This window comes from Azospirillum doebereinerae (genome assembly GCF_003989665.1).
Lineage (GTDB): Bacteria > Pseudomonadota > Alphaproteobacteria > Azospirillales > Azospirillaceae > Azospirillum > Azospirillum doebereinerae.
Genome location: NZ_RZIJ01000010.1, coordinates 195593 through 213925, shown reverse-complemented (window position 1 = coordinate 213925; position 18333 = coordinate 195593). Strand labels below are relative to the sequence as shown.

Sequence of the window (18333 nt, the reverse complement as noted above, 5' to 3'; positions counted from 1 at the left end):
GCCTCCGCCTCCGCCTCCGCCTCCGCCTCCGCCTCCGCCTCCGCCTCCGCCTCCGCCTCCGCCTCCGCCTCCGCCTCCGCCGGCCCGATCAGCATCCGCACCGTTGAACTCGACAGGGCGCCTTGGTTCGTGGGGATCGGCATTTACCGATGCCTTGGACTGTCCGCGAAAAATCAACGGAGCGCATAAGCGAAGCTTTCCACCGATGAGCGTCGCAACATTGATCGGATCACTCTAGGTCTGCCCGCCGGAACCGCCACCATGGCCGTTCCTGTCCGCACCCTGGAAATCAACGGGGCGCCGTGGTTCGTGGCGAAGGACGTTTCACATGCCTTGGACTGCGCAACACCACCGAGGCCCTGCGCCCCCTGACCGACGATGAAAAGGGGTTCAATCGGATTGATACCCGTGGCGGGATGCAGTCTCTCTACACCATAACGGAGTCTGGCCTTTACAAGCTGGTGATGCGTTCGGACAAGCCCGAGGCCCGCAAGTTTCAGGATTGGGTGACGCGGGACGTGTTGCCCGCGATCCGCAAGGACGGCGGAGTACCTTAATCGGTTTAAGGGACAAGCCGCCAATGTGATGGGTGATGGAGGGAGGCCCATAAGCGCCCCCCAGGGGATCACTACCGCGTCCCTACCATTGCCCGCTACCATGTAGCCACGCCCACGCCAAGGGCCTTCAGCGAGTCGCCCACGGGCTTCCTGAAGGTCTCCCGGACCATGAACGACCTGATTTGCGTTACCGCCGTTGAAGGTGAACCCCGTGTTCTGCACACGGAGCTTGCGGCGGCCCTTGGTATGGCCCGCCCGAACGATATCCGTAAGGACATTATCATTCCGAACCGGGCAGAGCTTGAAGGCTTCGGAGGTTTGCGGGAGTCGCCCCATAACCCCCGGTCCCCGCGGTGGCCGCCCCGGCAAAGCCTACTATCTGAACGAAGAACAGGCCCTTTTGGTCGCCATGTTCTCCCGTACCGAAAAGGCGAAGGAGGTTCGGGTAACCCTGGTCCGGGTGTTCGCCGCGTATCGCCGCGGTGATCTGGTGCAGGCACAACCGGCGTTCCGGGTGCCTCAGACCTTCGCGGAAGCCCTGCGGCTTGCTGCGGACGATGCGGCCTTGGTGGCGCTGGCGTGACTGAGGGGAAAAGTTGGTTCGTAAGTTATTATAGCCCTCAGGCTGCCAACATCTCCCTTTGCTCTCCCTGCCTCCGAAGTCTCGCTACGGACACACCATTAACCGTATAACCAGACAGCAAAGATATTTCGGTATTCGGTAGGTATCCATGGTCGCTAAGGAGATAGTTCAATCGCCATTTCTTATTATCAATGTTGGAAGCCATTTCAGTGATCCCTGCATGGTCCAGACACCACCAGATATTATCCAACACCTCTTCATAGAAGACGGGGAAGATGATTGTTGATTTATCCCCCTGGAATACCCCAGACCCTTTGCCGGGGATGACGTTATGTCCGTACCCAGCATGGAACACATTGTCCGGCACCAGTGCCCTTCGCTGTTGTCCGCCATAGGGGACCGTATCTAGGAACCCGTGGTGATCCAAGAGCGCCCTCAGGGTGGAGTCGGCTATACCCCAGCGTTCCGCCATAGCGGCCACGGTAACGCCTTGCTTGTCCCGCCAGAGGGGTTCCCGGCGGAGAGTGGAAATCTTCGGAATGTGCATATCGTTGTTCGTCCTTTGAGAGTGGGTTGACCCGCTTACCGGCTTCTCCGGTGCCCTGGTCCTGAGAGGCGGCATGGGGCCGTCCGCCTAAGGGTGGGTGAATTGCGGGTTCTCAAAGGGTGGGGGAATTAGGCGCTGGCGGAGCCAACACGGCCAGTCGGCGAAGCCAGAAATCTTGGTAACAGGACAGTGTGGGAAACCAATAATCTTCCTGTGCACTAGAGATTTCAAGCACCAAGCGAACTCTCGCGCCACAGCGCTTCGATGAAAATACAGATCGGAGCACGCATTTTTATGGATTAGGTGTGCATTCTTGAAATGATGGAGCGCCTTCAGAACTAAAGCGCCCCATCTTGAGGGTAGAAGGCGGGAATATCTATGCCGTAACTTCTTGGTTGTGAAGCATCATTGATGCGGCGGACGCCTTGATAGTCTGCGCACCTTTCACCTGCGCCGCCACTTCCTGCCCTTCCTTCGCGAATATCTGAAGTTGTGGCTTTAAAGCCATGAACTTCGAGGGATTGAGAAGCAATCTGATGCCGGTGCCGGGGAGCAAATTCATAGCTTGGCTTTCGTGTTTATCTTTCAGTATGCCAAGTGTCCCCTCTTTGCTTGAAATTAGGAAACTTCCGGCATTCCGGCAAATACGGCTAATCATATATAGACCATACCCAGAATTTTGCCAGACATCGTAAGGCTTCACTTCGACGCCTTGATACATTTTCCCAGAAACTCCCGGCATTACAGCAAGCTTCAAAGCATCACATTCGCTTTCAATATGTAAGAATGGATTTTTAGACAGTGTTTCTCTGATGCCAACCCCGGCATCTATAATCCCAATTTGCACTCTGTCTTTCTGTGGCCAATATTGAGCGCAATAACTTAGTGTTGGTGCTCGGGCATGTTCCGCAGTGTTCCGCATTATCTCGCGGAGGGCATACTGGACGGTTTCAAAAAGTGCGCCGGCCGCATGTCTAGTGAGAACTGCCGCAAGCCTTGCTGCGTGCTCATCAACAATTTCACCGACAGCAACATCGCGCTCACGTGCCTCACGGTACATGGCGGCAATACTGAGTTCGGTAAGCGGCAGGTAATTATCTCCCCCGGTTGCCGCACCGGGTTTCTTCCCAAAGTCTAAGCCGAACGCTTGAAAGAAGCCCATGTGCCCCGGATAGCCATGGCTTTCATAATTTTTCACTAGGAATTTGGCTCCGGGAAATCGCTTCATTAAATGCTTAATTGCCTCAGACGCATAGAGCATACCGAAGGGCTCGGTCCAAGACATATGCTCGAAGTCGAACGTGTAGCAGTCAGCCTCTGAAAGCGCGAGAAGCTGGCGAGCGAACTGTAAGGAACCACTTAAATCCAGCCTTTCCGGCACTCCAATGGTCACGTTCATGTCAATGGTTCTCCTTTCAAGCGAATATGACTGCGTATCTACCTCCGAAATGAAGTGTTCTCAAGGTTAATGCGCTAGTGATGGCGAACCGGCTGGAGGTTCATGCGCGAAATGTCGTCCTGATAGGGTTAACCCATGCAAGGCATTTGCGCGAGACACCCAAGCCTAGGCTTCCTGCGTCTTATTTGGGTTGACGGTAATTGCAAGACAGTGCATCAAAGCAGGGTCTAGAGGCAAACGAGACAGGGGGCAAGGCATCATGGCGGTTTACGGCTACGCACGGGTCAGCACCACCGATCAGAACCTTACCGTTCAGGAAGAGGCGCTTCGGACTGCCGGCTGTGACGTGATCCGCACGGAGAAGGTTAGCGGCACCACGCGCAACGGACGGGCCGAACTGGAAACCCTCCTTCAGTTCCTCCGCCCTGGTGACACATTGATGGTCACTCGCGTTGACCGCCTTGCCCGGTCCATCGCTGACCTTCAGGACATTGTGCGGGAACTGAGGGCTAAAGGCGCGGCGCTGAAGGCAACCGAACAGCCCATCGACACCAGCACCGCGGCCGGCAAAGCCTTCCTTGATATGCTGGGCGTCTTCGCGGAGTTCGAGACGAACATTCGCAAAGAGCGGCAGTTAGAGGGGATCGCCAAGGCCAAGGCGGAAGGCGTCTATAAGGGCCGTAAGCCGTCCATCAATACCGCAGAGCTAATGGCCCTGAAGGCGGAAGGGCTGGGCGCTACCGAGATAGCCAAGCGACTCGGGATCGGCCGTGCGAGCGTCTACCGTATCCTTGGTTCCGACACCTGAACGGCAGGGTAGGGCGGTAGGAGTCCCAAGGGACCGGAAGATACTGTCTGCCCTCCCCCGGCCCCTCGAAAACCGTGGTTCGTAGATCGGGGGCTAAACCGCTGTTGATTAGTTGTTGTTCCGGCCCTTCACCATGGGGAAGCCCGCCAGATTTTCCGAAGGGACTCCCGGCACCCCCCGGCCCCCTTCGATCTTCCGTTCCCCGAGAGGGGGCACCAATTCGTAAATCGGCCCCCACCGGGGGGAGGCGCGGCGCCTGAATTTCAACTGTGCCGTCCAAACTGTAGGCCGGTGGCGCCTTTGCTCCCATTCCGCTCCCACAGAACAAAAGGCTTCCCTGCGATGCCTGAAGGGAAGGGGCTGGACTGCGGCGAGTCGCTGAGGCAGATAGGGGGCATTCGTTGGGCAGCGGATCAGCCGTGGGAACAAACGCCCACAGCAGGCCGAAGCCTTGGGTGCAATTGGGAGCAAGATGGGAGCAAATTGGGTGCCCTGCGCCAACTAGGCTTCAGGGCTAAAAGCTGAAAACCCTAAGGTTTCCAGAGGGTTAGGATGGAGGCACGGGCGGGAATCGAACCCACGTACACGGATTTGCAGTCCGCTGCATCACCACTCTGCCACCGCGCCATCCCAGTCAGCGCCGGCGCCGTTCCCGTTCCGGGAGAGCGCCGTGGTGTGGAGCGAGGGTATAGCGACCCGTCGCGGACCGGTCAAGGCGAATGGTGACGCTTTTCCCACACTTCCTGAAACGTCTCGCATGGGGCCATCGGCAAGCTGGAGCCGCGCGGCTGTGGCGTTGTGTTCCCATGCCCTTTACGGCTATATAAGCTGCCATGGCAGGAGCCGTTCCGTGTTCGGCTTGGTGCCGGTGCCGTCACAACAGAATCCATAAGCGACCGCCATGACCGATTTCGCCGCCGCCCGCTTCTTCATGGTCGAGGGACAGATTCGTCCGAACAAGGTCACGGACCATCGCCTCGTCGATGTCCTGTCCGAGACGCCTCGGGAGGCCTTCGTTCCCGAATCCGCGCGCGGCGTCGCCTATGTCGACGACGACCTGCCGCTCGGCAACGGCCGTTACCTGCTGGAGCCGATGGTCTTCGCCCGCATGCTGCAATACGTCTCCGTGCAGGAGACCGACCGCGTGCTCGACGTCGGCTGCGCCGGCGGCTACTCGACGGCGGTGCTCGCCCGTCTGGCCGCGTCGGTCGTCGGCCTCGACAGCGACGCCGGGCTGACCGCGCAGGCCAAGGCCGCGCTGGCCGCCCAAGGCGTCGTCGGCGCGACCGTGGCGACCGGCCCGATGGCGGAGGGGTACACCCAGAGCGCCCCTTACGACGTCATCGTCATCGAGGGTACCGTGCCGGAGGTGCCGGCGGCTCTGGCCGAGCAGTTGGCCGAGGACGGCCGTCTCGTCGCCATCGTGCAGGACGAGCGCGGAGTCGGCGAGGTGCGGCTGTTCCAGAAGGCCGGCGGCGTGCTGTCCAGCCGCATCCTGTTCGAGGCCCAGCCCCACACCCTGCCGGGCTTTGCCAAGAAGACGACGTTCGTGTTCTAAAAAGAGTCTCATGAACTGAACCGTGCAGTTCACATCGCTCCGGTTCTGAGATACGGTCGTCCGACCCCTTTGCGCGAAAGTATCAACCCATGCCCGCACCGTTCGAGATCGAGGTCGAAGAGCTGGACAGCCGCCGCAAGGCCGGCGACGACGCCCTCGTCCTCGACGTGCGCGAAGCCTGGGAATACGAGCTGTGCGCCATCGACGGCAGCCTGCACATTCCGATGAGCGGCCTTCCGGGCCGCGTCGCCGAATTGCCGAAGGACCGCGACATCGTCGTCGTGTGCCATCACGGTGGCCGCAGCGCGCAAGTCACCATGTGGCTGCGTTCCCAGGGCTTCGGCCGCGCCATCAATCTCGATGGCGGCGTCGATGCCTGGGCGCGCCGAATCGACCCGAACATGAAGGTCTATTGAACATGACCGTGCGAAGCCGTTTTGCGCGCCCGTTGCTGGCGACGGCCTTGACCTTGACCGTCGCCCTGGGTGGCGGTTCCAGCGTGGCCTGGGCGCAGTCGCTGGAGCAGGCGCTGGCCCAGGCTTACGCCAACAACCCGACGCTGGGCGCCCAGCGCGCCCGTCTGCGGGCCGTCGACGAAGGCGTGCCGCAGGCGCTGTCCGGCTACCGTCCCACCGTGCGGGCCACCGCCGGAATCACCCGGTCGGCGAGCGAGAGCAAGTACAACGGCGGCGAGACCGGGTCGGAGGCGAACTCCAAGGCCCTCGGCCTCAGCGCGACCCAGCCGGTCTACGACGCGACGGTCGGTCCGGCCGTCCGCCGCGCCGAGCGTCTGGTCGAGGCGCAGCGCGCCACGCTGATCGCCAGCGAGCAGTCGGTGCTGCTGACCGCCGCCCAGGCCTATCTGGACATCGTCCAGAACCAGGCGGTGCTCCAGCTCCAGAACAACAACGAGCAGGTGCTCCGCCGTCAGCTCGACGCCGCCCGCGACCGCTTCCGCGTCGGCGAGTACACCCGCACCGACGTCAGCCAGTCCGAGTCGCGTCTGGCCGGCGCCATCGCCTCGAAGATCTCGGCCGACGGCCAGTTGAAGGCGTCACGCGCCACCTACGAGCGCGTCGTCGGCGCCGCTCCGGGCAATCTGAAGGCGCCCAAGCCGGCCTTCAAGCTGCCCAAGACCCTGGACGAGCTGGTCGAGCTGGCCCGCGCCAACAACCCCAACGTCCTGGCGGCGAGCTATTCGGAGGCCGCCCAGCAGGCGACCGTCGACCAGCAGTTCGGGCGTCTGCTGCCGTCGGTCAACCTGTCGGCGACCGGCAGCCGCACCTACGATCCGGGCCGCTCCTCGGGCGTTGATCTCCGGCATTCGGACAGCGCGCAGTTCACCGCCCAGGTGACCATCCCGCTGTATCAGGCCGGCCAGCCGGAAGCCTTGGTCCGCGAGGCGAAGCAGACCGCGAATCAGGCGCGCCTGCAGATCGAGGAGGCTCGCCGCAACGTCACCGAGACCGCGATCAGCGCGTGGCAGGCCCTGCAGACCGCGCGCGCCAGCATCGAGTCCTACACGGCCCAGATCAACGCGGCGCAAATCGCCCTGGAAGGCGTCCGGCAGGAGGCGCAGGTCGGCTCCCGCACCGTCCTGGACGTGTTGAACCAGGAGCAGGAACTGTTGAACGGCCGCGTCTATCTCGTGCGTGCCCAGCGTGACGAAATGGTCGCGGCGTTCAATGTCCTGGCGTCGACCGGCCAGTTGACGGCGCAGCAGTTGAGCCTGCCGATCCAATATTATGACCCGCAGGCGAATTACGAAAAGACTCGGGGCAAGTGGATCGGCACTTCGGTGTCCGAATGATCGAAACGGCCCGCGCAAGCGGGCCGTTTTTGTATTGTGGCTTTTTACCGGCGTCTGCCCTAGGTTTGGGGCGGGTTGACGTCTCGGGTTGTCACGATGAGCGATAAGGGCCAGCAAGAACCGTCGATGGAGGAAATCCTCGCCTCCATCCGTCGGATCATTTCCGAGGACGGCGAGCCCGCGAAATCGGAAGCCCCAGCGGCGGCACCCCCGCCTCCGCCGCCACCTCCCCCTCCACCGCCGCCTCCGCCGCCACCTCCTCCCCCGCCTCCCATGATGATGGAGGAGGACGATGAGGAGGACGTGCTGGAACTGACCCAGATGGTCGAGGACGATCCCGTCGATGACCGTCCGGATTTCGGGGAGCCGGACCCATGGAAGGACGAGCCGTCCTTTCCGGAGCCTCCGCCGCGCCCCTCGATCTACGACGACCCGGAGCCCGAGCCCCCGCCGCGCCCGGCCCGGCGCCCGCCGCCGGTCTACGATGAGTTCGAGGACGACGAGCCGCCGCCCCCGCCGCGTCCGCGCCGCCGTTCGGTGGTGGATGACGGGCTGATCTCCCGCCGCACGGCGGAGGACGCCTCGCACCACTTGACCCATCTGGCGCGCGAGTTGGGCGACGACCTGTCGATCGGCCCGATGCCGATCGGCATCCGCACGGTGGAGGAGGTCGTGCGCGAATTGCTGAAGCCGCTGTTGAAGGAGTGGCTGGACGAGAACCTGCCGACGGTGGTCGAGCGGCTGGTCCAGCAGGAGATCGACCGGATGATCCGCCGGTCGCAGAAGTTCTAAGGACTGAAGTCCATTCCGCCCTTCGGTTGAGATGTCGAGCGAAAGTTTCTGGTGATGTTGGAAAAGACGTACCGGCCCGCCGAGGTCGAGGAAAAGCACTACCGCTTGTGGGAAGAGTCGGGCGTCTTCGCCGCCGACACGCGGTCGAACGAAAAGCCCTACACCATCATGATGCCGCCGCCGAACGTCACCGGCAGCCTGCACATGGGCCACGCGCTGACCTTCACCATCCAGGATCTGCTGACCCGCTACCAGCGCATGCGCGGGCGTGACGCCCTGTGGCAGCCGGGCACCGACCACGCCGGCATCGCCACCCAGATGGTGGTGGAGCGCAACCTCGCCAAGGAGGGCAAGACCCGCCACGATTTCGGCCGCAAGGCCTTCATCGACAAGGTGTGGGAGTGGAAGGCCGAATCGGGCGGCACCATCACCCGCCAGCTCCGCCGCCTGGGCGCCTCGCCCGATTGGGCGAAGGAGCGCTTCACCATGGACGAGGGCCTGTCGCGCGCCGTCGCCAAGGTGTTCGTCGAGTTGCACCGCCAGGGCCTGATCTACAAGGACAAGCGGCTGGTCAACTGGGACCCCAAGCTGCACACCGCCATCTCCGACCTCGAGGTCGAGCAGAAGGAGATCAAGGGCAACCTCTGGCACTTCCGCTACCCGATCGACGGGGAGGAGGGGCGCTTCATCGTCGTGGCGACCACCCGTCCGGAAACCATGCTGGGCGACACCGGCGTCGCGGTGCACCCCGAGGACGACCGCTACAAGGACCTGATCGGCAAGAACGTGCGGCTGCCGCTGGTCGGCCGGCTGATCCCCATCGTCGGCGACGAGTACGCCGATCCGGAGACCGGCTCGGGCGCGGTGAAGATCACCCCGGCCCACGACTTCAACGACTTCGAGGTCGGCAAGCGCTGCGGGCTCGAGGCGATCAACATCCTCGACCGCGACGCCCGCATGAACGAGAACGTGCCGGAGGCCTACCAGGGCCTCGACCGTTACGAGGCGCGCAAGAAGGTGGTCGCCGAGCTGGAAGCCCTGGAGCTTCTGGAGAAGATCGAGCCGCACACCCACATGGTGCCGCACGGCGACCGCTCCGGCGTCGCCATCGAGCCTTGGCTGACCGACCAGTGGTACGTCGACGCCGCGACGCTCGCCAAGCCGGCCATCGAGGCGGTGGAGACCGGCAAGACCGTGTTCGTGCCCAAGCAGTGGGAGAACACCTATTTCGAGTGGATGCGCAACATCCAGCCCTGGTGCATCAGCCGCCAGATCTGGTGGGGCCATCAGATCCCGGCTTGGTACGGGCCGGACGGAACCTTCTTCGTCGAGGAGAGCGAGGACGCCGCCCGCGCCGCCGCCGCCAAGCATTACGGCTCGGACGTCGAGCTGACGCGCGATCCCGACGTGCTCGACACCTGGTTCTCGTCGGCGCTGTTCCCGTTCTCGACACTGGGCTGGCCGGACCAGACGCCGGAGCTGGACCGCTACTACCCGACCGACGTGCTGGTGACCGGCTTCGACATCATCTTCTTCTGGGTCGCCCGGATGATGATGATGGGTCTGCACTTCATGAAGGACGTGCCGTTCCGCACCGTCTACATCCACGCCCTGGTCCGCGACGAGCGCGGCCAGAAGATGTCGAAGTCCAAGGGCAACGTCATCGACCCGCTGGAGATCATCGACGAGTACGGCACCGACGCCCTGCGCCTGACCCTGACGGCAATGGCCGCGCAGGGGCGTGACATCAAGCTGGCGACCAACCGGGTCGAGGGCTACCGCAACTTCGCGACCAAGCTGTGGAACGCCGCGCGCTATTGCCAGATGAACGGCTGCGAGCCGGTCGCCGGCTACCGCCCGGTGGGGCTGACGCAGACGGTCAACCGCTGGATCGTCGGCGAGCTGGCGGACGCGGCGAACAAGGTCGCCGCCGCCATCGACGCCTACAAGTTCAACGACGCGGCCAACGCGGCCTACCAGTTCACCTGGGGCGGCTTCTGCGATTGGTACATGGAGTTCACCAAGCCGATCCTGGCCGGGACCGACGAGGCGGCGAAGGCGGAGACCCGTGCGACGACCGCCTGGGTGCTCGACCAGATCCTGCACATCCTCCACCCGATCATGCCCTTCATCACCGAGGAGCTGTGGGAGCAGCTGTCGCCGAACCGCGCCAGCCGCCTCATCACGGCCGATTGGCCGGAGGTCGGCCCGGAACTGGTCGATCAGGCGGCGCGTGACGAGATGAACTGGGTGGTGCGGCTGATCTCCTCGGTGCGCTCGATGCGCTCCGAGATGAACGTGCCGCCGGGAGCGCAGATCGAGCTGAAGCTGAAGGACGCCGGCGAGGCCAGCCTGAAGCGGCTCGACACCCACCGCGACCTGATCCTTCGCATGGCCCGCCTGTCGAGCGTCGAGCCGCTCTCCGGCCCGGTGCCCAAGAGCGCCGTCCAGGCGGTGCAGGACGAGGCGACGCTGGTGCTTCCGCTGGAAGGTATCGTCGACCTCGACAAGGAGCGCGCGCGTTTGAGCAAGGAGATCGACAAGCTGGCGGGCGAGATCAAGAAGATCGACGCCAAGCTGTCGAACGAGCAGTTCGTCGCCAAGGCCCCCGAAGAGGTGATCGTGGAGCAGCGCGACCGCCGCGAGGCCGCCGATCAGGCGCGTGGCAAGCTGCAAAAGGCGCTGGAGATGCTGGGGGCCTGACGCTTTCCGGTATCGGGGATTGCAGGGGCCGGCTTCGGGGAGACCTGAGGCCGGCTCCTTCTTTATGGGGAAGGGCAATGGCGAGCCTGCACGAGGCGTTGAACGCGGCGCTGGACCATATGGAAGCCGGGCGGCTTGCCGAGGCCGACACCCTCTGCGGCCGGATTTTGGACGCGGTTCCCGAGCATCCCGACACCCTGCACGTCTGGGGCGTCTGCGCAGCCCGGATGGGGCTTTTTCCGGAGGCGGCCGGGAGGGTCCGGCGCGCCATCACCGGACGCGGCGACGCTTCGCACTACCACGTCACGCTTGCGAATATCCTTGTTGAGATGGAGCAAGGCGATGAGGCGGTGTCGGCCTATCGCACCGCCGCGAGCCTCGATCCGGCGGCCGGTACGCTCTATGCGCTGGGGCGCCTGCTCGAACGGCAGGGGAAGGGCGCAGTCGTGGTCTACCGTGCTGCCGTCTGCGCCGATCCGGCCCATTTCGACGCCTATTGCCGCTTGGGGGAGGCGCTCGGGGGTGCCGAAGCGGTTTCGGCCTACCGTTGCGCCCTGGCTCTCGATTCGTGGAATGCCGATCTCCACCACAATCTCGGGCTGGCGTTGCAGGACGCCGGAAGACAGGACGAAGCGCTGGCCGCGCTCCGGACGGCGACCAAACTGCGGTCCGATTTTCCCGAAGCGCAGTACAGCCTCGGCAACCTGCTGCAAGCCCGTGGCGGCCAGGGGGAGGCGGTGGCGGCCTATCGTGCCGCCCTGTCCCAGCGGCCGGACTTCGCCGAGGCGTGGTGCAATCTCGGTAACGCCTGGAAAGGTCAGCGTGTCTTCGAGAAGGCACGGAGCGCCCAACGGATCGCCGTCGCGTTGCGCCCGGACCTCGATGCCGCCTGGAGCAATCTGGGCTTTGCGCTCCACGCGCTCGGGAGGCCGGACGCTGCCGTCGAGGCTCATCGCATCGCCCTTCGGCTCGCTCCCGCTCTGGCGGGGGCGCGGTCGAATCTGGGACTGGCGTTGAAGGATCTTGGTCGGGTGGAAGAGGCCGTCGCCGCTCAGCACGGCGCCGTCGCGCTGGCGCCCGCCCTCTCGGAAGCGTGGTCGAATCTGGGATCGGCGCTGAAGGCCAGCGGCCGGGTGAATGAGGCCCTGACAGCCCATGGCCGCGCCGTCTTGCTGACTCCGGATTCGGCGGACGCGCGCCTGAACCGCTCGCATCTGCTGCTCGCCACGGGTGATTTCGCGGTGGGATGGGCCGAGTATGAATGGCGCTGGCGCTCATCCATGCAGCGGGATCGCGGTTTTCCCTGGCCGCAGTGGCGCGGGGAGGCGCTGAACGGCCGCCGCATCCTGCTGCACGCCGAACAGGGGTTTGGCGACACTCTGCAATTCGTCCGCTACGCTGCGATGGTGGCGGAAAAGGGTGGGGCGGTCGTGCTGGAGATCCAGGCGCCGCTCAAGCGCCTACTGGGCCGGTTGCCCGGCGCCGTCCAGGTGATCGCGCGCGGCGAACCGCTGCCGGACTGCGATCTTCACTGCCCGCTTCTCAGCCTGCCGCTGGCGTTCGGCACCCGGCTGGACAGCGTTCCGGCAGCGGTTCCCTATCTGCAAGCCGATCCGGCGTTGTGCGCCGCCTGGGCGGAGCGGTTTCCATCGGATGGGCGGCTGGAGGTCGGGCTGGTGTGGGCGGGCAGCCCGCAGCCGGGCCACCGGCGGGTGGAGAGCATCGACCGCCAGCGCTCCATGGCGCTGGCCCAACTGGCGCCGCTGGCCGGAATTCCGGGCATGCGCTTCCACAGCCTGCAAAAGGACGGTGAGGCCGCCGCGCAGGCCGCCACGCCGCCGGACGGGATGGAGCTGGTGGACGCGATGGGCTCGGTGGGCGACTTCGCGGACACGGCGGCGCTGGTGGAGCGGCTCGATCTGGTGATCGGGGTGGACACCGCGGTCGTTCATCTGGCCGGGGCGCTGGGCAAGCCCGTCTGGGTGCTGTCGCGTTACGATGGCTGCTGGCGCTGGCTGGAGAACCGGAGCGACAGCCTCTGGTACCCGAGCCTTCGCCTCTACCGCCAGGACTGGCCCGGTTGCTGGGAGCCGGTCGTCGGGCGGGTGGCCGCCGATCTGCGCGCGTTGGCCGCCGGCCGTTAGGTCACACGCCCTCGCCGCGCAGTTCCGCCAGCCCGTCGTGATAGGCGCGGTCGAACAGCGCCTCCAGTCGGGCGTCGGTGCCGCGCAGGCCCGCGACCACCGCGTGCGCCCATTCGAAATACTCGACCTTGCGGGTCAGCGGCCAATCGGCCGGCGGGCTGGCCGCCATGGAACGCAGGTTCGACACCTTGTCGGCCAGCTTCACCAGCTTGGCGCGCTTCGACGCGGTCGGCGCCGCGTCGATCTGGTGCTGCTTGCGTTGGGCCTTGGACATGCGCTTGTCGTCGGTGGTCTCGGCGACGACCGTCACCACCTCCACCCCGAACAGCCGCTCGATCTCCTCGTAGCTGGCGTCGGTGTCCTCCAGCGTGTCGTGCAGCAATGCTGCGATCACCGCCACCGGGTCGGCGCCGCCGGTCGCCTCGGCGACCAGCAGCGCCACCTCCGACAGGTGGTTGACGTAGGGTTCGGCGCGCACGCCCTTGCGGCGCTGGTCGATGTGCTTGTGCGCGGCGAAATCCAGCGCGCGGGCGAAGTCCAAAAGGGGAGCAGACGGCAGGCTCATGGCGTTCTCTCTTCTAGGGCGCTACTCTCCGCCCGAGACCCCGCGCGAAGGACCGCTCATGTTCACGAGTTTCTTCTTCGATCTGCGCAAGGCCGGCGTTCCCGTCTCTCTGACGGAATACCTGACGCTCATGGAGGCCATGAAGCGCGGCACCGCGTCCTTCCGCGTCGAGGAGTTCTATTACCTCAGCCGGGCCTGTCTGGTGAAGGACGAGCGCAATCTCGACCGCTTCGACCGTGTGTTCGGCACGACCTTCAAGGGTCTGACCGGGGAGGGCGGCGAGGGCGCCGACGAGGTTCCCGTCACCGAGATCCCCGAGGAATGGCTGCGCAAGCTGGCCGAACGCTTCCTGACCGACGAGGAGAAGGCGCAGGTCCAGGCGCTCGGCGGTTGGGACAAGCTGATGGAGACGCTGGCCCAGCGGCTGGCCGAGCAGCAGGGCCGGCACCAGGGCGGGTCGAAATGGATCGGCACCGCCGGCACCTCGCCGTTCGGCGCCTACGGCTACAACCCCGAAGGCGTGCGCATCGGGCAGGCCGGGAGCCGGAACCGCCGCGCCGTGAAGGTGTGGGACAAGCGCGAGTTCAAGAATCTCGACGACGGGGTGGAGATCGGCACCCGCAACATCAAGGTGGCGCTGCGCCGCCTGCGCAAGTTTGCCCGCACCGGGGCGGCGAGCGAACTGGATTTGCCCGGCACCATCCGCGCCACGGCGGCCAACGCCGGCTGGCTCGACCTGAAGATGGTGCCGGAGCGGCACAATTCGGTGAAGGTCCTGCTGTTCCTCGACATCGGCGGCTCGATGGACGACCACATCCGCTTGGTGGAGGAGCTGTTCTCCGCCGCGCGCGGCGAATTCAAGCATCTGGAGCATTTCTACTTCCACAACTGCGTCTACGAGAGCGTGTGGCGCGACAACGCCCGCCGCAACACCGAACGGACGTCGACCTGGGACGTGCTGCACACCTACCCCTCGGACTACAAGCTGGTCTTCGTCGGCGACGCGGCGATGAGCCCCTACGAGATCGTCTACCCCGGCGGCGGCGTCGAGCATTGGAACGAGGAAGCCGGGCAGGTCTGGATGCAGCGGGTGCTGTCCGTCTATCACAAGGCGGTGTGGCTGAACCCGACCCCGCAACAGTACTGGGCCTATTCGGAAAGCACCCGGCTGATGCAGCGCCTTCTGGATGGACGCATGTTCCCGCTGACCCTGGAGGGGTTGGACGGCGCCATGCGGGAACTGTTGCGCTGAGGCTCCCGTCCCTCTCTTCGCTGGTTTGCCGAACGAACGCTTGACCCAGGACAAGGGGACGGTGTCGGGTATGCGGTATACGCCGCTTCCACGACCATGACACGGGTAAGGACAGATTGATGGACGATTGCACCGCTCAGGCCCCGACCGCCCTGTCGCTCGACGAGGCGGTGGCGCGCATCGACGGGAGCTTCGGCGCCGTCACGGGAACGGAAGAGGTGCCGCTCCGCGCCGCGCTGGGCCGTGTGCTGGCGGAGGATGTGGTGGCGCCGCTGAACGTGCCGCCGGCCGACGTGTCGGCGATGGACGGCTGGGGCTACGCCGCCGGAACCGGGGCCGAGACTAGCGACGGCATGCGGCGGCTGACGGTCGTCGGCCGCGTGCCCGCCGGCTCCAGCTTCGAGGGCGCGTTGAAGCCGGGCGAGGCGGTGCGCATCTTCACCGGCGCGCCGGTTCCCGCCGGGGCGGACACCGTCGCCATGCAGGAGGATTGCCGGACCGAGGGCGACGCCGTCCTCGTTCCCGCCGCGCTGAAGCGTGCGTCGAACGTCCGCCCGATGGGTGAGGACATGACCGCCGGCTCGGTGGTGCTTCACCCCGGCCAGCGGATGCGCGCGCAGGAGGTCGGGCTGGCGGCCGCCGTCGGCCGTGCCGCCCTGACGGTGCGCAAGCGGCTGCGCGTCGTGCTGTTCTCCACCGGCGACGAACTGCGCGAGCCGGGACAGCCCAAACCGTCCCACGCCATCTACGACGCCAACCGCTACACGCTGGCGGCCCAGCTCGACGCGCTGGGGGTGGAAGTCCGCGACCTCGGCATCCTGCCGGACCGGCCCGACGCCACCCGCGCGGCGCTGGCCGAGGCGGCCGGGACCGCCGATCTGCTGGTGACCAGCGGCGGCGTCTCGGTCGGCGAGGAGGACCACGTCAAGGCGGCGGTCAACGCGCTGGGCTCCATCGACCTGTGGACGCTCGCCATCAAGCCCGGCAAGCCGCTGGCGCTGGGCCGGGTGGGGACCACGCCCTTCCTGGGACTGCCGGGCAACCCAGTCTCGGCGATGGTGACCTTCCTGCTGGTCGGGCGTCCGCTGGTGCTGCGCCTGTCCGGCGCCACCAGCACGGCCACTCCGCGCAGCCTCGTGGTGGCGGGCTTCTCCTTCGACAAGAAGCCGGGGCGCCGCGAATTCCTGCGCGCCCGGCTGGAGCGCGGCGAGGACGGCCGCCCGTTGGCGGTCAAGTTCCCCAGCAACAGTTCCGGCGTGCTGACCTCGATGGTCGAGGCCGACGGGCTGGTCGACGTGCCGGCCGAGAGCCGGGGCGTCCGCCCCGGCGATCTGGTGGACTTCCTGCCCTTCACCGGCCTGTTCGCCTGATCGATCCGTATTTCTGATCGAAACGGTAAAAGCAATAGATTGGACGGATCATCGATTCCCCTCCAGTTTCCTTGTGAAATTGGAGGCCGCGACGATGACGATCCAGAACCGCTTTGCTTGCCTTATCCCCGGCGTCGCCGTGTCGGCATTGCTCGCCGCCACGGCGTCGCTGACGGTCACCGGATTCGGCTGGCGCACGGTCAGTCCGCTGGTGCTGGCGGTGTTGCTGGGAATGGCCCTGCGCGGGGTGGTCGGTGGGCGGGAAGCCCTGCGGCCGGGCATCGCCTTCACCGTCCGGCCGCTGCTGCGCGGCGCGGTGGTGCTGCTCGGCGCGCAGGTGACGGCGGCGCAGGTCTGGGCGCTGGGCGGGGCCGGGTTGGCGGTGGTCGCGGCCTCGCTGGCGGCGAGCCTGTGGTTCACCGGGCAACTCGGCCGCCTGTTGGGCGTCGAACCCCGGCTGGCGCGGCTGATCGGGGCGGGGACCTCGATCTGCGGGGCCTCGGCGGTGCTGGCGGTCAACAGCGTGACCCGCGCCGAGGAGGAGGACGTCGCCTACGCCATCGCCTGCGTCACCTTGTGCGGCACGCTGTCGATGCTGGCCTACCCACCGCTGGCCGAGGCGCTGGCGCTGAACCCGCATGTCTTCGGGCTGTGGGCCGGCGCCTCGATCCACGAGGTGGGGCAGGCGGTCGCCACCGCCTTTCAGGACGGCCGCGAGGCGGGGGAGATCGGCACCATCGCCAAGCTGTGGCGGGTGATGCTGCTGGCCCCGGTGGTGATCGGGCTGGGCGCCGCTCTGGCCCGGCGGGACGGGGCGGCAACGGGCGCGGTGCCGGCGCCGCTTCCCTGGTTCGTCGCCGGCTTCATTGGGTTGATCGCGCTGAACAGCGCCGGTCTGGTGCCGGAGATGCTGCGCGGCTGGGCCGGGCAGGCGGCGCCCTTCCTGCTGGCGATGGCGCTGGGCGCCATGGGGCTGGACGCCGACCCGTCGAAGCTGCTGGCCAGGGGGCCGCGCCCGCTGCTGCTCGGGCTGGGGGCGACGCTGTTCCTTGCATGTTTCAGCTTGGTCGGCATTTTGTGGTTCGCTTGATGTCGGGCGCCGACCCGTGTGCCCCCTCCCTAACCCTCCCCCGCTGACGCGGGAGAGGGGACTGCCGCCGAACGCCGACAAGCATCCGGCCCCCTCTCCCGCCACAGGCGGGGGAGGGATGGGGAGGGGGCAAATGGGGCCGGCGCTCTCTCCCCACCGCCGGAGGAGCCCTCGCCGATGACCCTGGAGCAGTTGCGCATCTTCGCGGCGGTCGCCGACGCCCTCCACTTCACCCGTGCGGCAGAGACGCTGCGCCTGTCCCAGCCGGCGGTCAGCGCCGCCGTCGCTGCGCTGGAGGCCGAACACGGCCTGCGCCTGTTCGACCGCATCGGCCGCAGGGTGGAACTGACCGCCGCCGGTGCGCTGCTGCGCGACGAGGCGCGGTCGATCCTGCGCAAGGTGGAGGAAACCGGCGCGATGCTGGCCGAACTGTCCGGGCTGACGCGCGGCACGCTGCGTCTGGTCGCCAGCCAGACGGTGGGCAACCACTGGCTGCCGCCCCGGCTGGCGCGCTTCGCCGCCGCCTTCCCCGGCATCCGGATCGACCTGTCCATCGGCAACAGCGAGGACGTGGCCGAAGCCGTCCGCGATGGCCGCGCCGAGTTGGGCATCGCCGAGGGGGCGGTGAGCGACCCGTCCCTGATGAGCGACGTGATTCCCGGCGACCGTCTGGTGCTGGCGGTCGGGCGCGGCCACCCCTGGGCCGGACGCGGCGCGGTGGCCCCCGCCGACCTTGCCGCCGCCCGTTGGATCCTGCGCGAACCCGGTTCGGGCACCCGCGCCCTGTTCGAGGCGGCGATCCGCGACGTGGGCCTCGACCCGGCGGCGCTGACCGTCGCGATGACCCTGCCCGGCGGTTCGGTGATCCGCCACGCCCTGCTGGCTGGGCTGGGCGCCAGCGTGCTGTCCGATCTGGTGGTGTCCGACGAATTGCGCGACGGGCGCCTCGTCGCGGTCGGCGGGCTGGCCTTGCCGGAGCGCGGTTTCCACCTCGTGCGCCACCGCGACCGTCACCGCAGCGCCGCCGAGCGTGAGTTCGTCCGGCTGGCGGTCATAGGGTCATAGGCCGGACGGGCATTACCCCAGCAGTCTGGGTCGTCACCGTATGGTTATCAACGTATAAGGGAACCCGCACGCGAACTCGGTTGAAGGCGA

General features: G+C 66.1%; 16 protein-coding genes and 1 tRNA gene. 13 read left to right on the top strand and 4 right to left on the bottom strand.

The genetic code is table 11. The features are described 5' to 3' along the window. Positions 1-302: 302 nt before the first annotated feature. Positions 303-557 (top strand): BRO-N domain-containing protein, encoded by a 255-nt coding sequence (locus tag EJ913_RS14900; protein ID WP_126999173.1) that lies wholly within the window; start codon positions 303-305, stop codon positions 555-557. Between the two features lie 400 nt (positions 558-957). Then, a complete protein-coding gene (locus EJ913_RS14895; RefSeq protein WP_126999171.1) occupies positions 958-1140 on the top strand; it encodes a hypothetical protein in 183 nt (60 codons plus the stop codon). Between the two features lie 37 nt (positions 1141-1177). Here EJ913_RS14895 and EJ913_RS14890 read toward each other — a convergent pair whose 3' ends face one another. Continuing rightward, positions 1178-1687 (bottom strand): hypothetical protein, encoded by a 510-nt coding sequence (locus EJ913_RS14890; protein WP_126999169.1) that lies wholly within the window; start codon positions 1685-1687, stop codon positions 1178-1180. Positions 1688-2063: 376 nt separating this feature from the next. Next, positions 2064-3086: a hypothetical protein gene (locus EJ913_RS14885; RefSeq protein WP_126999167.1), complete on the bottom strand. Its 1023-nt coding sequence runs from the start codon at positions 3084-3086 to the stop codon at positions 2064-2066. A gap of 259 nt (positions 3087-3345) precedes the next feature. On the opposite strand from EJ913_RS14885, the gene EJ913_RS14880 reads away from it, so the two are divergent. Continuing rightward, entirely contained in the window at positions 3346-3894 is a 549-nt protein-coding gene (locus EJ913_RS14880) for a recombinase family protein (protein WP_126999165.1), read from the top strand. Positions 3895-4447: 553 nt separating this feature from the next. Here the strand turns inward: EJ913_RS14880 and EJ913_RS14875 are convergent. Beyond that, positions 4448-4521: transfer RNA gene (locus EJ913_RS14875), tRNA-Cys, on the bottom strand. Positions 4522-4795: 274 nt separating this feature from the next. On the opposite strand from EJ913_RS14875, the gene EJ913_RS14870 reads away from it, so the two are divergent. The 6 genes from EJ913_RS14870 to EJ913_RS14845 all read left to right on the top strand — a co-directional run bounded on the left by EJ913_RS14870 (position 4796) and on the right by EJ913_RS14845 (position 12901). Then, on the top strand, positions 4796-5452 hold the full coding sequence (locus EJ913_RS14870) for a protein-L-isoaspartate O-methyltransferase family protein (protein WP_126999164.1): 657 nt from the start codon (positions 4796-4798) through the stop codon (positions 5450-5452). A gap of 89 nt (positions 5453-5541) precedes the next feature. Further along, positions 5542-5868, top strand: a complete 327-nt coding sequence (locus tag EJ913_RS14865) for a rhodanese-like domain-containing protein (protein WP_126999162.1) — start codon at positions 5542-5544, stop codon at positions 5866-5868. Positions 5869-5870: 2 nt separating this feature from the next. Then, on the top strand, positions 5871-7262 hold the full coding sequence (locus EJ913_RS14860) for a TolC family outer membrane protein (RefSeq protein ID WP_126999160.1): 1392 nt from the start codon (positions 5871-5873) through the stop codon (positions 7260-7262). 303 nt (positions 7263-7565) lie between these two features. Next, positions 7566-8054, top strand: a complete 489-nt coding sequence (locus EJ913_RS14855) for a DUF2497 domain-containing protein (RefSeq protein ID WP_238520209.1) — start codon at positions 7566-7568, stop codon at positions 8052-8054. A 54-nt stretch (positions 8055-8108) separates the two neighbouring features. Further along, positions 8109-10757, top strand: coding sequence for a valine--tRNA ligase (locus EJ913_RS14850; RefSeq protein ID WP_185909783.1), 2649 nt, complete (start codon positions 8109-8111; stop codon positions 10755-10757). A gap of 77 nt (positions 10758-10834) precedes the next feature. Further along, positions 10835-12901: a tetratricopeptide repeat protein gene (locus EJ913_RS14845; RefSeq protein WP_126999154.1), complete on the top strand. Its 2067-nt coding sequence runs from the start codon at positions 10835-10837 to the stop codon at positions 12899-12901. 1 nt (position 12902) lies between these two features. On the opposite strand, the gene EJ913_RS14840 is transcribed toward EJ913_RS14845, so the two are convergent. Then, a complete protein-coding gene (locus EJ913_RS14840) occupies positions 12903-13466 on the bottom strand; it encodes an HD domain-containing protein (RefSeq protein ID WP_126999152.1) in 564 nt (187 codons plus the stop codon). A 58-nt stretch (positions 13467-13524) separates the two neighbouring features. On the opposite strand from EJ913_RS14840, the gene EJ913_RS14835 reads away from it, so the two are divergent. From EJ913_RS14835 to EJ913_RS14820, 4 genes are all read left to right on the top strand, one after another. Continuing rightward, positions 13525-14718 (top strand): vWA domain-containing protein, encoded by a 1194-nt coding sequence (locus tag EJ913_RS14835; protein ID WP_126999150.1) that lies wholly within the window; start codon positions 13525-13527, stop codon positions 14716-14718. Positions 14719-14837: 119 nt separating this feature from the next. Beyond that, the gene (locus EJ913_RS14830) at positions 14838-16088 is read left to right on the top strand and encodes a molybdopterin molybdotransferase MoeA (protein WP_126999148.1); all 1251 of its coding nucleotides are present in this window, start codon (positions 14838-14840) and stop codon (positions 16086-16088) included. A gap of 94 nt (positions 16089-16182) precedes the next feature. Next, positions 16183-17178, top strand: a complete 996-nt coding sequence (locus EJ913_RS14825) for a YeiH family protein (protein ID WP_211098956.1) — start codon at positions 16183-16185, stop codon at positions 17176-17178. Positions 17179-17355: 177 nt separating this feature from the next. Next, the gene (locus EJ913_RS14820; RefSeq protein ID WP_126999146.1) at positions 17356-18243 is read left to right on the top strand and encodes a LysR family transcriptional regulator; all 888 of its coding nucleotides are present in this window, start codon (positions 17356-17358) and stop codon (positions 18241-18243) included. The last annotated feature ends 90 nt before the right edge of the window (positions 18244-18333 follow it).

Bases quoted from the DNA above. Each gene is read 5' to 3' on its own strand.
- EJ913_RS14890 (WP_126999169.1), bottom strand. From the start codon at position 1,687: ATGCACATTCCGAAGATTTCCACTCTCCGCCGGGAACCCCTCTGGCGG.
- EJ913_RS14885 (WP_126999167.1), bottom strand. From the start codon at position 3,086: ATGAACGTGACCATTGGAGTGCCGGAAAGGCTGGATTTAAGTGGTTCC.
- EJ913_RS14880 (WP_126999165.1), top strand. From the start codon at position 3,346: ATGGCGGTTTACGGCTACGCACGGGTCAGCACCACCGATCAGAACCTT.
- EJ913_RS14870 (WP_126999164.1), top strand. From the start codon at position 4,796: ATGACCGATTTCGCCGCCGCCCGCTTCTTCATGGTCGAGGGACAGATT.
- EJ913_RS14865 (WP_126999162.1), top strand. From the start codon at position 5,542: ATGCCCGCACCGTTCGAGATCGAGGTCGAAGAGCTGGACAGCCGCCGC.
- EJ913_RS14860 (WP_126999160.1), top strand. From the start codon at position 5,871: ATGACCGTGCGAAGCCGTTTTGCGCGCCCGTTGCTGGCGACGGCCTTG.
- EJ913_RS14850 (WP_185909783.1), top strand. From the start codon at position 8,109: ATGTTGGAAAAGACGTACCGGCCCGCCGAGGTCGAGGAAAAGCACTAC.
- EJ913_RS14845 (WP_126999154.1), top strand. From the start codon at position 10,835: ATGGCGAGCCTGCACGAGGCGTTGAACGCGGCGCTGGACCATATGGAA.
- EJ913_RS14840 (WP_126999152.1), bottom strand. From the start codon at position 13,466: ATGAGCCTGCCGTCTGCTCCCCTTTTGGACTTCGCCCGCGCGCTGGAT.
- EJ913_RS14835 (WP_126999150.1), top strand. From the start codon at position 13,525: ATGTTCACGAGTTTCTTCTTCGATCTGCGCAAGGCCGGCGTTCCCGTC.
- EJ913_RS14830 (WP_126999148.1), top strand. From the start codon at position 14,838: ATGGACGATTGCACCGCTCAGGCCCCGACCGCCCTGTCGCTCGACGAG.
- EJ913_RS14825 (WP_211098956.1), top strand. From the start codon at position 16,183: ATGACGATCCAGAACCGCTTTGCTTGCCTTATCCCCGGCGTCGCCGTG.
- EJ913_RS14820 (WP_126999146.1), top strand. From the start codon at position 17,356: ATGACCCTGGAGCAGTTGCGCATCTTCGCGGCGGTCGCCGACGCCCTC.